At 65.8% G+C, this 14046-nt stretch carries 13 protein-coding genes; 7 read left to right on the forward strand and 6 right to left on the reverse strand.

Annotated features, from left to right (window positions below):
* A partial coding sequence (locus tag GOSPT_RS09105) for a hypothetical protein (RefSeq protein ID WP_005205419.1) occupies positions 1-1663 on the forward strand: 1663 nt, incomplete at its 5' end.
* Positions 1664-1904: 241 nt separating this feature from the next.
* Here the strand turns inward: GOSPT_RS09105 and GOSPT_RS09110 are convergent.
* Together GOSPT_RS09110 and GOSPT_RS09115 are read right to left on the reverse strand one after the other, a co-directional pair.
* On the reverse strand, positions 1905-2681 hold the full coding sequence (locus GOSPT_RS09110; protein ID WP_005205420.1) for an SDR family oxidoreductase: 777 nt from the start codon (positions 2679-2681) through the stop codon (positions 1905-1907).
* Positions 2682-2849: 168 nt separating this feature from the next.
* A complete protein-coding gene (locus tag GOSPT_RS09115) occupies positions 2850-3419 on the reverse strand; it encodes a TetR/AcrR family transcriptional regulator (protein WP_005205422.1) in 570 nt (189 codons plus the stop codon).
* A 103-nt stretch (positions 3420-3522) separates the two neighbouring features.
* Between GOSPT_RS09115 and GOSPT_RS09120 the strand changes: the two genes are divergently transcribed.
* Positions 3523-3999, forward strand: a complete 477-nt coding sequence (locus tag GOSPT_RS09120) for a hypothetical protein (RefSeq protein WP_005205423.1) — start codon at positions 3523-3525, stop codon at positions 3997-3999.
* Between the two features lie 72 nt (positions 4000-4071).
* On the opposite strand, the gene GOSPT_RS09125 is transcribed toward GOSPT_RS09120, so the two are convergent.
* Positions 4072-5775: a VanW family protein gene (locus GOSPT_RS09125; RefSeq protein WP_005205425.1), complete on the reverse strand. Its 1704-nt coding sequence runs from the start codon at positions 5773-5775 to the stop codon at positions 4072-4074.
* A 244-nt stretch (positions 5776-6019) separates the two neighbouring features.
* Positions 6020-7315, reverse strand: coding sequence for an acetyl-CoA C-acetyltransferase (locus GOSPT_RS09130; protein WP_005205427.1), 1296 nt, complete (start codon positions 7313-7315; stop codon positions 6020-6022).
* A gap of 161 nt (positions 7316-7476) precedes the next feature.
* On the opposite strand from GOSPT_RS09130, the gene GOSPT_RS09135 reads away from it, so the two are divergent.
* Together GOSPT_RS09135 and GOSPT_RS09140 are read left to right on the forward strand one after the other, a co-directional pair.
* Positions 7477-8841: a 3-oxoacyl-ACP reductase gene (locus GOSPT_RS09135; protein ID WP_005205430.1), complete on the forward strand. Its 1365-nt coding sequence runs from the start codon at positions 7477-7479 to the stop codon at positions 8839-8841.
* Entirely contained in the window at positions 8841-9743 is a 903-nt protein-coding gene (locus GOSPT_RS09140; RefSeq protein ID WP_005205431.1) for a MaoC family dehydratase, read from the forward strand. Before GOSPT_RS09135 ends, GOSPT_RS09140 begins: the two co-directional genes overlap by 1 nt.
* Positions 9744-9869: 126 nt before the next feature.
* Here the strand turns inward: GOSPT_RS09140 and GOSPT_RS09145 are convergent, their stop codons facing one another.
* Positions 9870-10499 carry a TetR/AcrR family transcriptional regulator gene (locus GOSPT_RS09145; RefSeq protein ID WP_005205433.1) on the reverse strand — a complete coding sequence of 210 codons (630 nt, stop codon included), beginning with the start codon at positions 10497-10499 and terminating at the stop codon, positions 9870-9872.
* Between the two features lie 155 nt (positions 10500-10654).
* The gene (locus GOSPT_RS09150) at positions 10655-11860 is read right to left on the reverse strand and encodes a glycoside hydrolase family 3 N-terminal domain-containing protein (RefSeq protein ID WP_174273042.1); all 1206 of its coding nucleotides are present in this window, start codon (positions 11858-11860) and stop codon (positions 10655-10657) included.
* A gap of 14 nt (positions 11861-11874) precedes the next feature.
* On the opposite strand from GOSPT_RS09150, the gene GOSPT_RS09155 reads away from it, so the two are divergent.
* The 3 genes from GOSPT_RS09155 to GOSPT_RS09165 all read left to right on the forward strand — a co-directional run.
* Positions 11875-12474 (forward strand): universal stress protein, encoded by a 600-nt coding sequence (locus tag GOSPT_RS09155; protein ID WP_005205436.1) that lies wholly within the window; start codon positions 11875-11877, stop codon positions 12472-12474.
* A gap of 31 nt (positions 12475-12505) precedes the next feature.
* The gene (locus GOSPT_RS09160) at positions 12506-12703 is read left to right on the forward strand and encodes a DUF2613 domain-containing protein (RefSeq protein WP_005205438.1); all 198 of its coding nucleotides are present in this window, start codon (positions 12506-12508) and stop codon (positions 12701-12703) included.
* 73 nt (positions 12704-12776) lie between these two features.
* Positions 12777-14046, forward strand: a 1270-nt coding sequence (locus tag GOSPT_RS09165) for an alpha-(1->3)-arabinofuranosyltransferase domain-containing protein (protein WP_005205440.1), incomplete at its 3' end; no start/stop codon positions are given.

Here is a 14046-nt window from a genome sequence, read left to right on the forward strand (position 1 = left end):
TCTTATTGTCACGGCAGCACTGGCCGTGGGATTGTCACCGAATGCGCGCGCCGACGAACGGCTACCCATCGGCGTGCTGCCGAAAGCTGTCAGTTGCACGTGGCTGACCTTTCCCGGCCGCGCGGGCGCGTGGCCCGTTCCGCTGCACGCACCGAATCCGGGAATCGGGCTTCTCACGATGCCCCGCGCCGACGCCCGAGTGCAACGTGCTCTCCCGCCGCGGATTCATCTACGGACCGACAAGGCCGGGTTCAATTCAATCTGGCAGTACGCGCTCTACGGTGGCAATCTGTACGCCAAATCGGCCAAGACACAAGGTGATTGGCGGATCGCACCGGTACCGCAGTGCCTGCAGGGACAGATGACAGCCCTCTCCGTGGACGAGAGCCGACTCGTCGTCCTGGTGTATGGCGGACGGGTCGCCACATTGGAATCTGCCGACGAGCCCCCTGAATTGTGGTGGTGGACCACACGATTCGGCTCTCCGATCTGGCTCAACCCCGGCGGCACCAGGGTCCGGCCGGACCAACGCGCGTGGAGCTTCTCGTGGCTCGATCCGATCTACACGTCGGTGATCCCATTCCGCCAGGAGGCCACCTGGACCGATACGGCGGGCCACAAACAGCCCGTCGGCGGTGCAGGCGTGACAACCGTCTACACGCTCTCCAAGGGCGGCAACCGCATCTTCATCCTCGACCCGTGGCTTCCCGGCGCCGATCCGCTCAAACCGAGCGACAAACGTTTCTCCGACGACTACAGCTACGAGATGCTGGGGCCACTCGACGGACGGTTTGTCTCTCGCAACCTCTCGTCGTCGGGTTCGACGACATTCGTCATCAACGACTACGGCGACATGTACACGCGCCTATGGGATTTCGACATCTCCGGCGCGGACACACTCTTCTTCTCGTATACGCCCGAGAATCAGGGAAACCTGCAGGGAGCGCCAAACAATTTCGAGGGCTTCTTTGCCCAGTATCCGTTCTTGCGGAGTATTTTTCCGCAGGCCTACGCCAAGTTTCAGCTGCCCCCGCCCGCGTGGGTCCGGCAGCCGAAGGTGCCGGGCGAGATCACGTCGGCAATCACTATCCGCCAAACCGGCTTCTCGTCGGACAAGCGTGAGCTCCGTGTCGAGGGTCGACGCGACGGACGCAACGGCTACTGGTTCAAGCCGATCGACCCGAACACGTCGTGGTCATTCGCGCCGGTGACCGACTACACGCTCTCACGCGGACTGCTCGACAACCGGTCGGGCGACACCAGTTCGCTGACGCTGGTCCCCGGCGCCGACGTGAACTATCGACACGTCGACAAAGCGGGATGGACGCTGACGACGCGCAATTTCGACTACGCGACCGACACCGCCGACTACGACCTGTGCGTCGGCGGCACGTGCGCCCGCATCGTCGGCTACCTCGCTCCGACGCCGCGGCCGGGTTGGACGCCCGAGGGATTGACCTCGTATCAGCGCCTCTATCAGGGGATGCTGGTGCTCGACGCCAACGACCGCAGCCGCGTCGACGCGAATCCGCGCTTGCGCGCTGCACTTCGCTCGCTCATCCCCAACGGGCGCATGGAGAACATCATCGCCACGGCGAATACGTCGCGCATGACACTGTTCACCCTGGACCGGACACTGACCGAGATGCCCCGGTTCCGTTGATTGGCAACAAATCCCGAGCTTGGAGCGCGCATCGTCGAGTTTCCCTCGTAAATGTGTGTTGAATCGAAGGATGTGGGTGCTGCAGCACCCACATCCTTCGATTGGACACACATTTCCCGTCCGCGCACACCGCATCGGCCAGGGCTGACGTCAGCTCGAGACGCGAGAACTCCCACCGCCAACGCGTGCGGTGGGAGTTCTCGCCCTGTGAGAGTGGTCTGTGGCGACCGACTGCCGTCTACTACTTCGGTGGCATCCGGATGCCGCCGTCGACGCGGACGACCTCGGCGTTCATGTAGGAGTTGCTGACCAATTCGACGACCATCGAGGCGAGTTCGTCGGGCTCACCGAGGCGCTTCGGGAACAGGACGTTCTTGCCGAGGTTGGCCTTGAATGCGTCGGAGTCGGGGCCCGAGCCGTAGATCGGGGTGTCGATCAGGCCGGGTGCCACGGTGTTGACGCGGATGCCGACGGCCGACAGGTCGCGCGCGACCGGGAGCGTCATGCCCACGACGCCACCCTTCGACGACGAGTAGGCAGCCTGACCGATCTGGCCGTCGAATGCTGCGACGCTGGCCATCGAGACGATCGCACCGCGCTCACCGGTCTCGGTGGGCTCGAGGCGGCTCATCGCGGTGGCCGCGAGACGAATCGCGTCGAAGGTGCCGATCAAGTTGATCGCGATGACCTTCTTGTACGCGTCGAGGTTGTGTGCCGACGAGAATTCGCCGTCCTTGCCGACGGTCCGCTGCGCCCAGCCGATGCCCGCCGAGTTGACCAGCACACGGAGCGGGCCGAGCTCGCTCGCCTGATTGACAGCGGTCTCGATCTCGGCGGTGTCGGTGACGTCCACCGAGACGAACTCGCCGCCAACTTCCTTGGCCAGCACTCCACCCTTGTCGGCATTGAGGTCGGCGACGACGACCTTCGCGCCCTTGGCGGCCAACTGGCGAACCACTGCGGCGCCGATACCCGACGCCCCACCCGTCACGATTGCACTTGCTCCGTTGATATCCACGTGGCCAGCCTACGACGAACTGTGTCGCGGATAACAGCGGGGCCGAGCGATCGCTCGGGAGCACGAATCGTCACGGGTTCACGACGCCCGATCGATTCACGGAGCCCGATTGGTTCACGGAGCCCGATTGGTTCACGGAGCCCGATTGGTTCACGGAGCCCGATCGGTTCACGACGCCCGATCGGTGAACATGGCGACGAGAAGGTCGCGTCGCTGCGAGACCAGTGCGGGAGCGAGTCGGTGCTGACGCGAGAGCGTGCACATGCCGTGCAGGGAAGACCACAGCAACTCGGCGCGAACACCGACGTCGGGGTCGTCTGGGCCAAGCGCTCGCAGGAACGGCGCGAACGCATCGCGCATGACCTTCGGGGTGTCGTCGGTGGCGAACGTGACCCCGACCGGTAACGCGAACATCGCCTCATACGTGGCCGGATGCTTCTCGGCGAACTCGACATAGCAGTCCACCAGCGCCGCGACCGGCTCGTCGGCGTTGGCAAGCGCGGCGTCGGCAACGCGTGTGAAGTCCGAAAATCCCTGTAACGCAACGGCAGTCACGATCCCGTCGCGACCATCAGGAAAGTGCTGATACAGAACGGGCGGGGTGTACTCGATCTCGTCGGCGAGCCGCCGCGTCGTGACTGCGGCCCATCCCTCGCGTTCGGCGAGCGTCCGCGCCGCGTCGATCACCTTCTCGTGTCGAGCCGCCCGCTCGCGTGCACGCCGTTCCTGAACACCCATGACTCCAATTTATCATCGTCATCTACACATCTCATTGATATTGCTACATATCGCTGTTAGATTGTGTGACAGGTCGTCGGCATCACCACTCCAGGAGCAGGTCATGAGTTCAGCAATCATCCAGATCGTCATCGGGATCTCGATCCTCACCAACGCGATCATCTACGGCATCGACGTTTTCGGTGGCGTCATCATGAAGTCGGTTCTTGCCAAACTCGACGATGCGACGATGACGTCCGTCGCAGGCTGGGGCCACTACTTCGGCGACCGACGGCTGCCCGTCGCCGGCATCACCGGACTGGTGAGTGCTGTTGTCGCATCGGTGGTTTCACTGATCACAGCCCACTACGCCGCCGCGACCGCAACGCTCGTCGCCACCATCGCATTGGTGCTGTGGCTAGGCCTCTACGCAACGGCGGCCAAGCCGATCAACACCCTGCAGAAGGCCGCCGCACTGGGTGGAACCCTGCCCGACGACGCTCGCGAGCTCCAAACCCGTTGGGATTCCTTGCTTCCGGCGCGCATCTCACTGCAGACGACGGCACTCGTCGCACTCGTAGTCGCCGTTGCCCTGGCGTGAAATACCCGGCGCGAGATACCCAGTCGACAGTCCCGAGCGCACAGTCGACAGTCCCGAGCGCACGGTCGACGGTCAGACGCAGCGGACGATCGGCTCGGGGTCGTACTTCACGGTGCGTGTGTGCCTGCTGATCTCGGCGCCGGTGGCGGCGTCGGAGATGACCCGAGTGTTCGACGTCGTGAAGCCGCGAATCCCGTTGTCGGCCAAGCATTCGTCGCCGCGAGGCAACTCGACGACCGAGGGTGAGGTGTAGGCGTAGCGGTCGCCGGTGATCGACTCGACGTCGACCGTCTTGGTGCTCCACATGCGCACGGTCACACTCGAGGGCGTCCATCCGGTCTCGATCAGGATTCCGTGGCGGGTGTTGTTTCGGAAGACGAGATCGATCGCGCCCTCGAAGACCGTCGCCTCACGCGCCTCCGGGTACCGCGAGATGTAGTAGCTGTGCTCGGTGTGGTCGACATCCTCGAGGCCCGCGAAGTACGACGCGTTGTACAGCGTGGTCGCGAACTGCGAGATCCCACCGCCGACCGCCTTCGACGGCCTGCCGTGATCGATGATCGTCGACGTGACGTAGCCCTGCGCCTCACCGCGTGGACCGGTATAGGAGTTCAACGAGAACGTCTCGCCCGGGAGCACCACGGCGCCGTCGACCTGCTCGGCCACGAGCCTGATGTTCTCGCCCGACGCCGACGAGAAGTCGCCCGTGGTGAACTCCGAGACCACTTCCTTCACACCGAGGCTCTTGGCCTTGTCGGTCGTCACCTTCGGCTTGCGTACCTGGTAGGTGGCACTCACGGCGTCGGGGCGATCGTCGGCGAGCGCGGCGTCGACGATGGTCTGTGTTGTCTTTCGCCAGTCGATGCGTGCGCCGTCGCGGGCGGGCACCACCTGTGGGCTGCCGCCGCTCAACCGGAACGTCGCGCTGACCGGCGCCCGTTCGGTACGGCCGAGATCTGCGCCCACACGCTTCGACACCGCCTTCTCGTCGGCGCGGACGACGAGCCCGCCGCGACCGTCGGCCTCGAAGCGCAGCACCGAGCCGAGATCGTCGGGACTCAACCGGGTGCGCGCGCCGTCGGTTCCGGTGACGGCCAGCGATGCCGACGTCGCGCGGGTGGCCGGACCGTCGACCGTCCGACGCACCGTCTCCGCCGATACCGTCGGCGAGAACGGCTCCATGGGGAGGTCGATCGGGCCGGCGTCGTCAAGCCAGTGATCGGCCAGTTCAGCGGCAGCACGCTCACGCACGACGCGCAGACCCTTGCTTGGCATCTCGGCGACCGGCGTGGCACCGCGATAACGGACGCCACCCTCGACAGCGGCCTTCTCCAGGTCGGCCTTGCGCGCATCGAGCGTCGAGTTCACGCGTGCGCGATCGACGTGGACGACCGGTTCGACGTCCTGGCTACGTCCTAACAGCGACGCCACGCGGTCGAAAAGACTGCGCGGTTGCCGCATCAGACGCTCGGCGGTCGCGTCGGCGTCGAAGGTCAGTCCGAGTTCGTGCGGTGCCACCACCGCGGTTCCCGATGGGGTCCTGATCGTGACGGGCCGCACAGCCCGCTTCTGCAGCTGCGCGAGCGCGGGGGTCAACTGCGTGCGTGAGAGGTTTCCGACGTCGAGGCCCGCTGTGGTCGCGCCGCGCGCCGAGTGCGAACTCGTGATGACCAGATCGACGGCCAGAACCAGAGATGTGAGAAGCACCACACCGGTGATCAGTCGCGCACCGACACGTCGACGACGTGCGGAGGCGGTGAACACTTTGTCAGTCATACAGGACATTTCAGACGCGGGCGACGTGGGCTCCGCTCGCTCCATCAGGTCGAGCTCCGCGAGTGAGCGCATCTGACCTGGGAAAAGCAGGCGCTCCGGTTGAGCTGTCGGGTCGGGGGTCTGACAGCTCAACCGGAGCTAACACGTATATCTACCCTGCTTCCCGATTCGTTACAGCCCGTTGAAAAACCTTTGACCGAACTGACAGGAAGGGTGGTTTTGTAGGGAGGCTCGGTAGGGAGGCTCAGCCCTCGATGATCGCGGTGACGCCCTGGCCGCCCGCGGCACAGATCGAGATGAGCGCGCGCCCGCCACCGTTGGCCTTGATCTGCTTGGCAGCCTGGGCCACGATCCGACCACCGGTCGCCGCGAACGGATGGCCTGCCGCCAACGAGGAGCCGTTGACGTTGAGCTTGCTGCGGTCGATCGAGCCGAGCGCGGAGTCGAGTCCGAGGCGCTCCTTGCAGTACTCCTCGCTCTCGAACGCCTGCAGCGTCGCGAGCACGACCGACGCGAACGCCTCGTGGATCTCGTAGAAGTCGAAGTCCTGCAGCGTCAGGCCGTTGCGCTTGAGCAGACGCGGGATCGCGTAGGTGGGAGCCATGAGCAGTCCGTCGGGTCCGTTGACGTAGTCGACGGCCGCGGTCTCGGAGTCGACGAAGTAGGCCAGCACCGGCAGGCCCTTCTCCTGTGCCCACTCGTCGGACGACAGCAGCACGGTCGACGCACCGTCGGTGAGCGGCGTCGAGTTGCCTGCGGTCATCGTGGCGTCGCCGAGCGAGACACCGAAGACCGGCTTGAGCTTGGCGAGCTTCTCGACGGTCGAGTCGCCGCGCAGGTTCTGGTCGCGGATCAGGCCCTGGTAGGGGGTGATCAGGTCGTCGAAGAAGCCCGCGTCGTATGCGGCGGCCATCTTCTGGTGGCTCGCTGCGGCCAGCGCGTCCTGGTCGGCGCGCTTGATGCCGAATTCCTTGGCCGTGATGGCCGCGTGCTCGCCCATCGACATGCCGGTGCGCGGCTCGCCGTTCTTGGGGATCTCGATACCCAGATTGGGCAGCGCCTTCAGCAGCCCGAGCACCTGGTCCTTGGGCGAGCGCGCACGGTTGACCTCGAGCAGCGACAGCCGCAGATCTTCGGAGACACCGATCGGCGCATCGGACGTGGTGTCGACGCCGCCACCGACCGCGACGTCGTAGCGACCGCGCGCGATGCCGTCCGCGACAGCCGTGATCGCCTGCAGGCCGGTGCCGCACGCCTGCTGGATGTCGAAGGCCGGGGTGTACGGCGAGAGCGGCGATCCGAGCACACATTCGCGGATGAGATTGAAATCACGCGAGTGCTTGAGGACCGCACCGCCCGCGACCATGCCGAGGCGCTCGCCCTGGAGGTTGAAGCGGCTGACCAGGCCATCGAGGGCCGCGGTGAACATGTCTTGGTTGCCGACCTTGGCGTATGCCTTGTCCTGGCGTGCGAACGGAATGCGGTTGCCGCCGAGGATCGCGACCGGACGCTCGTCGCGAGTCTTGGGTGTGTAAGCCACTTGGATCTCCCAGGGATGAGGGTTGACACTTATAGCGTATTCTTACTCCAGAGTAAGTTAGTTGTCGAACTGCTGCGGACCCCGGGTCCGTCGACAACCCGACAACCGACTCATCGATTCACCTGCACATGAGCCGCACATCACGATCAGAGGAGATTCACGTGGCTTCCAACGGAACCGCCGGTCTGTATTCGAGTTTTGTCCATTCCGGCCCCGGATCGTTCATTGCCAAGCAGGCAGGACTCCCGGTGCCCCCGAAACTGCGTCGGTACAAGCCGTCGGAGCCGCCGCTTCCGGGCCCGGTGCTGCTCGGCGGCGACGGCCGACTCGTCGAGCCGGTCCGCGAGATCCTCTCCACTCCTGACTACACCCTGATCCACAACGCGACCACGGGTCGCAGCGCCGACAAGTACGGCGGCCTGGTCTTCGATGCAACGGGCATCAAGAAGGCAGCCGACCTCAGCGCGCTGTACGAGTTCTTCCAGCCGGTCATGCGCTCGACGGCGGCCTGCGCGCGATTCGTCGTGCTCGGCACCACTCCCGAGCTCATCGACGACCCCGACGAGCACGTCGCCCAGCGCGCCCTCGAGGGCTTCACGCGGTCGCTCGGCAAGGAGCTGCTGAAGGGTTCGACCGTTCAGCTCGTCTACGTCTCCCCCGACGCCAAGACCGGTGTCACGGGACTCGAGTCGACGCTGCGCTTCGTGCTCTCGGCCAAGTCGGCATTCGTCGACGCCCAGGTGATCCGCGTCGACGCCGACGATTCGGTCGCACCGTCGAACTGGGACAAGCCGCTCGACGGCAAGGTCGCGGTTGTCACCGGCGCCGCGCGCGGTATCGGCGCGACCATCGCCGAGGTGCTGGCACGCGACGGCGCCCACGTCATCTGCGCCGACATCCCCGCCGCCGGTGAAGCACTCGCCGAGACCGCGAACAAGGTCAACGGCACCGCATTCCCGCTCGACGTGAGCGCACCCGACGCGGGCAGCAAGCTCGCCGAGCACGCACTCGAGCGTCACGGCGGCATCGACATCATCGTCAACAACGCCGGAATCACGCGCGACAAGCTGCTCGCCAACATGGACGAGGGCCGCTGGAACTCCGTGATCTCGGTCAATCTCGTTGCGCCGCAATCACTTGTCAACGCACTCATCGAGAAGGACGCGCTGCGCTCCGGCGGTGCGGTCGTCGACGTCAGCTCCATCGCGGGCATTGCCGGCAACCGCGGCCAGACCAACTACGGCGCGTCGAAGGCAGGCGTGATCGGCCTCGTCGACGCCTACTCGCCGCTCCTCAAGAAGAAGGGCATCACCATCAACGCAGTGGCGCCGGGCTTCATCGAGACCAAGATGACCGCTGCGATTCCGCTCGCCACCCGTGAGGCCGGCCGTCTGATGAGCTCGCTGCAGCAGGGCGGCCAGACCGTCGACGTCGCGGAGACCGTCGCCTACTTCGCCAACCCGGCGAGCAACGCCATCACCGGCAACGTGGTTCGCGTCTGCGGCCAGGGATTCCTGGGGGCCTGATGAGCAAGACGATCACACTCGACGGCCCTCCGAGCACGCTCGACGTGTATTCGAAGGCCGTCACCGCCATGCTGCCGGTGATCGGCAAGTCGGGGTCGGTGCGTCCCGATACCCCGCTGCCGGACAGGCGATATCGCCTCGAGAACGTGCGTGTCGACCCCGACCGCCTGCACGCGTACACGCTCGCGACCGGCCAGCAGTTCGGTCCGGTGCTGCCGATCACGTACCCGTTCGTGCTGCAGTTCCCGCTCGCGATGAAGATCATGACCGACGGCGACTTCCCTTTCGGCGCAGTCGGTTCGGTGCATCTGGAGAACACCGTCGAACGGTTCCGTCCGATCGGCGTCGACGAGCCGCTGACCATTGAGACGCATGCCGAGAATCTGCGCGAACACCGCAAGGGCATCCTCGTCGACATGGTGTCGGAGTTCAGCGTCGGCACCGAGCCGGTCACGCGCCAGGTGGCAACGTTCCTCTCGCAGCAGCGCACCAGCCTGTCAGACGAACCGCGCGGCCCCGCGCCGCGTGAGCAGGCTCCGCCACCGCCGAACGCGATCCTGTCGGTTGATCTCGGCCGCATTCGCGAGTACGCCGCGGCGTCGGGCGACCGTAACCCGATCCACATGAGCGATCTGAGCGCCAAGGCGTTCGGATTCCCCAAGGCCATCGCTCATGGAATGTGGAGTGCCGCAGCGGCAATCGCAAACGTCGAGCCGCAGCTGCCCGACCACGTCACCTACGCCGTGAAGTGGGGCAAGCCGATCCTGCTCCCGGCGAAGGTCAACCTCTATGTTCGACGCATCGACGGGGTCGGCGGGAAATCGTCCGGCAGTTTCGACATCGCGATCCTCAACCGGCGCAAGGGATATCCGCACCTGACCGCCACCACGCGAGGGGCGTGATCATCGCGAACAGGTAGCCACATCAGAACTGCCGCTTCTCCGGGGTATCGGGGAGGCGGCAGTTCTGTGTTGAGACGCGGGTCGAGGACTGGTTGAGAAGTTCGACCGGCGTGAGACGTGCGGTCGCTACGTCGTGGCGCCCTCGTCGCCGACGCCACCGCCCCGGCCGACGCCCTTCAGTCCGCGCCAGGTGATGCCGACCAAAAGGTCCGTGGCAGTGTCGATATCGACATCGCCCTCCGAAATACGATCTGCGACAGCCTCTCCCGCCCCGACGAGCGCAACAGCGGTCAGTTCGAAGTCGACGTCGCTCGCACCCTCGACCGTGGTGCCGCGTCGAATCAGTTCGGCGACCATGTCGGTGACGCGGTCGCGGCTGTCGCGGACGATCTGCGCAAAGTTGGCCGTGCCGACGGCGACGCGGTAGAGCACCTTCCACGACTGGCGGTGCTGGTCGACGTATCCCAAGAACTCGCGGACCACGGTTCGGGCCTGATCGCGCTGTCGCAGAGTGGGATCGAAACCGATCGCCATCGCGTCGATGAACCGTCCGGACTCACGCGCGATGCACGCACTGAAGAGTTCGTCCTTGGAGCCGTAGTACAGGTAGAGCATCGGCTTGCTGATTTGCGCCTCTGCCGCAATCGAGTCCATCGACGTCTCGCGGAACCCGTTCTCCGAGAACACTTTCACCGCGGCGTCGAGCATCTGTTGCTCGCGAACCGCGCGCGGGAGACGCTTGGTTCCGCCTGCCATCGCTCATCTCCTCCGTGCGGCGCTGCCTACATGTGGGTTACCCAACAACTTTACCAGTGAGTAAGTTTCCCGGCGGCACAACCGGCACCGCCTGCGACATGTGCTCTGTCTCATTCCTGATTGCGAATCCGCAACACCCGGCAGCCCTCACTACCTCAGCAGTGCAGCACGCCCTTGGCGCGCAGAATCCGCACGACGGATCGGTCGACGCGAGCCTGCGTGAGCGTACCGGCGGTCACGGCGCTCTGCATCGAGTCGAGCACCGACGAGACGCGGTCGGTGGTGATCCACAGCGCGATGTCGCCGCCGGCCTTGATGGACATCAGCGCGGCCTGCTCGATCGGATAGCGCTGGCTGATGGCGGCCATGCCCGACAGGTCGTCGGAGAACACGACTCCGTTGAACGCAGGACCCCCGTAGGGCTTGCCCGTGCGCAGCATGGTCATCGCACGGGGACTGATACTCGCGGGCGTCTCCGGACCGGTCAGTCCCGGCACGATCAGGTGTCCGACCATCACACCCGCGTTGCCGGGGTTGCGCAGCAGCGTCTTGTACGGCACGAGGTCGCTGGTGATGAGCGACGACAGCGGCGGTGTGCGCACCACCCCGGTGTGCGAGTCGCCCGAGCCGTGTCCATGGCCGGGGAAGTGCTTGTAGACGGGCATGATGCCCGCGTCCTCGAGCCCCGCGGCAAACGCGCCCGCGTACTGGGTGACGACCTGCGGATCGTTGCTGAACGAACGATCGCCGATCACCTCGTCGGCGCTCTCGTCGCTCACATCGGCGTCGGGCGCGAAGTCGACCGTGATACCGAGCCGCTTGAGCTGACCGCCGATCGACGCCGCAAGGGTGCGCACCTGGGCGGGAGTCTTGGTCTGGGCCAGCTCGCGCGCCGACGGACTGTCGATACCGAGCGACGACAGTCGCGACACGCGGCCACCCTCCTGGTCGACGGTCACCATCAGCGGGAAGGGCTGCGAACGTGACAGTCGGGCGGCGGCGCCGCTGGTCAGGATCGACTTGTCGGTCCAACTCCCGACGAAGATGCCGCCGATGTGCTCACGTTGCACCACCTGCGTGGCGTCGGCGGTTCCCGTGACGCCGACGACGATGAGCTGAGCCAGTTTCTGTCGCAACGTCATTCGTGACAGCTCCGGCGCCCCACACGCATTGGGTGCCACTGCAGGCGACGCCGCGGACGACGCGGGCACGCTCTGTGATGTGGGAGTCGACGCATACGCCGACGTCGCCGACGATCCGCCACCGGACGAACTGGTCTGGCATGCCGTCAGCGTTGCGGCGACAGCGAGCACGACGCCAACCGTCCGGACACGTGTGAAACGTCGTCGATCAAGGCCCATGTACCGAGTCTGGCATGTACGATTCCCCCATGGCTGCGGGGTCGTCACCCTCCCCCACCGGCCCACTTGGCCCCGGTGGCGCTGACCAGCGCGAAAAGATCCAACGTTCCCGTTCCGGCCAGACCCTTCTGATCGCCTACGACGGCTCTCCGAACGCCGATCGCGCCATCCGATACGCAGCACGCTTCCTCCAGGCCCGCGTGGCGCACGTCGTCACCGCGTGGGAGCCCGGTGCGATGAGCGCTCCCCGCGTCTCCTCGTTGGCGGCAGGAATGCAGCCGTACCTGGACACGAGGGCAGAAATCGAAGTCGACGAGGCGCTCGAGCGCGAGGCGACCGAGACCAACGCGCGCGGCGTTGCACTCGCGACCGAGTGGGGCCTGGAGGCCACGGGAACCCTGGTCGAAGCCGATTCGACGGTGTGGGCGGCACTCATCGCGGCCGCCGACTCGCTGGATGCCGACCTGTTGGTGACAGGTACCCGGGGCGCCACCGGCTTCAAAGCGCTCCTTCGCTCATCCGTCGCAGAACGGGTACTCAAGCACTGTCACCGTCCGGTCTTCATCGTCCCCGCCAAGTGCGAGTCCGAGCCACGCCCAGAGATCACCATCTGAGGTTGACCGGCGAAATGGTAGTTTCGTCCGCATGCGCAACAACCGACTGATCGCCGGAGCCGTGGCTGGTATCGCCGGCATCATCGTCGGCCTGGGTGCGGTATTCCTCGGCGGAGCGATCGCGTCGGAGAACAGCCCGTCGACAGACGTCAACAACATCAACCCCAACAGCGGGTTCGTGCAGGGGTCCGTCGACTACGGCTCACGCCAGAACGCCGACGACAAGTGAGCGCACCTCGCATCGGACTTTCTCGCATCGAATCACGCAGCATCTGAGGCTCCGCGACCGCTCAGTTCGTCAGATGCATTCAGCCGGTCAGACGCGCTCTGACGGCCACGCCCTGAGTCGACGCGGCGTCGGCGTCGTCTTCCTCGTGGCGCTGATCGTCAGCCTGCTGCAGTCGCCGGGCCGCATCTCCGCCGACACCAAACTCGACCTCACCGCAGACCCGCTCGGCTTCTTGGCCAGAGCCGCTCACCTGTGGACACCGACCGCTCCGATGGGGCAGGTACAGAATCAGGCGTACGGCTACTTCTTCCCGCACGGCGCGTTCTTTGCCGTCGGCGAGTTGGCGCACATTCCGCCGTGGATCACCCAGCGTCTGTGGTGGGCCATCCTGCTGACCGTCGGATTCGTGGGAATCGTGCGTCTCGCCGAACTGCTGCGGATCGGTTCACCGGGTTCCCGGCTTCTGGCGGCGCTGGTCTTTGTGTTGAGCCCACGAGTGTTGACGACGCTGGGCTCGATCTCGTCGGAGACACTGCCGATGATGCTCGCACCGTGGGTGTTGATCCCGGTGGTGCGGGCGCTCGACGCCGATCGGCCGTCGCCGTATCCGCTGTGGCGCGACGCGTGCCGGTCGGCGGTCGCGGTGGCGCTGATGGGCGCGGTGAACGCCGTGGCCACCCTCGCCGCACTCGGCGTCGCCGCGGTGTGGTGGGTGATTTCGACAAGCTCAATCAGCGGGCGGGGCTCAATCAGCGGGCTGGCCCACCCGCTGGTCGAGCCGGGCGCGAGCGCAGCGAGCACCCGAGTCGAGACCACCCGCCGAGGCCTGCGCTTCGGCGTCGCATGGGCGGGCGCGCTGGTGCTCGCGTGCGCGTGGTGGGTGGTGCCGCTGCTGATCCTGTCGCGCGTGTCGCCCCCGTTCCTCGACTTCATCGAATCCTCGCGTGTGACAACGGAATGGACGTCGCTCACGGAGGTGCTGCGCGGGACCAGCTCGTGGACGCCGTTCGTCTCGCCCGAGCGCGTCGCGGGAGCCGTGCTGACGACGCAACCCGCGGCGGTGCTCGCCACCGGGACACTCGCGGCAGCGGGACTCGCCGGACTCTGCATGCGCCGCATGCCGTTTCGCGGACGCTGGGTCACCATTCTCGTCGTCGGTCTCGTGCTGATGTGCGTGGGCTACGCGGGCGGCCTGGGGTCGCCGATCGCCGAACCGATCCGCGTCTTTCTCGACGGCCCCGGCGCTTTCCTCCGCAACATCCACAAGTTCGAGCCGTTCATCAGAATCCCGTTGGTCCTCGGATTCGCGCATCTGCTCGCCCGAGTTCCTCTTCCGGGCACGG

The organism is Gordonia sputi NBRC 100414 (assembly GCF_000248055.1).
GTDB lineage: Bacteria > Actinomycetota > Actinomycetes > Mycobacteriales > Mycobacteriaceae > Gordonia > Gordonia sputi.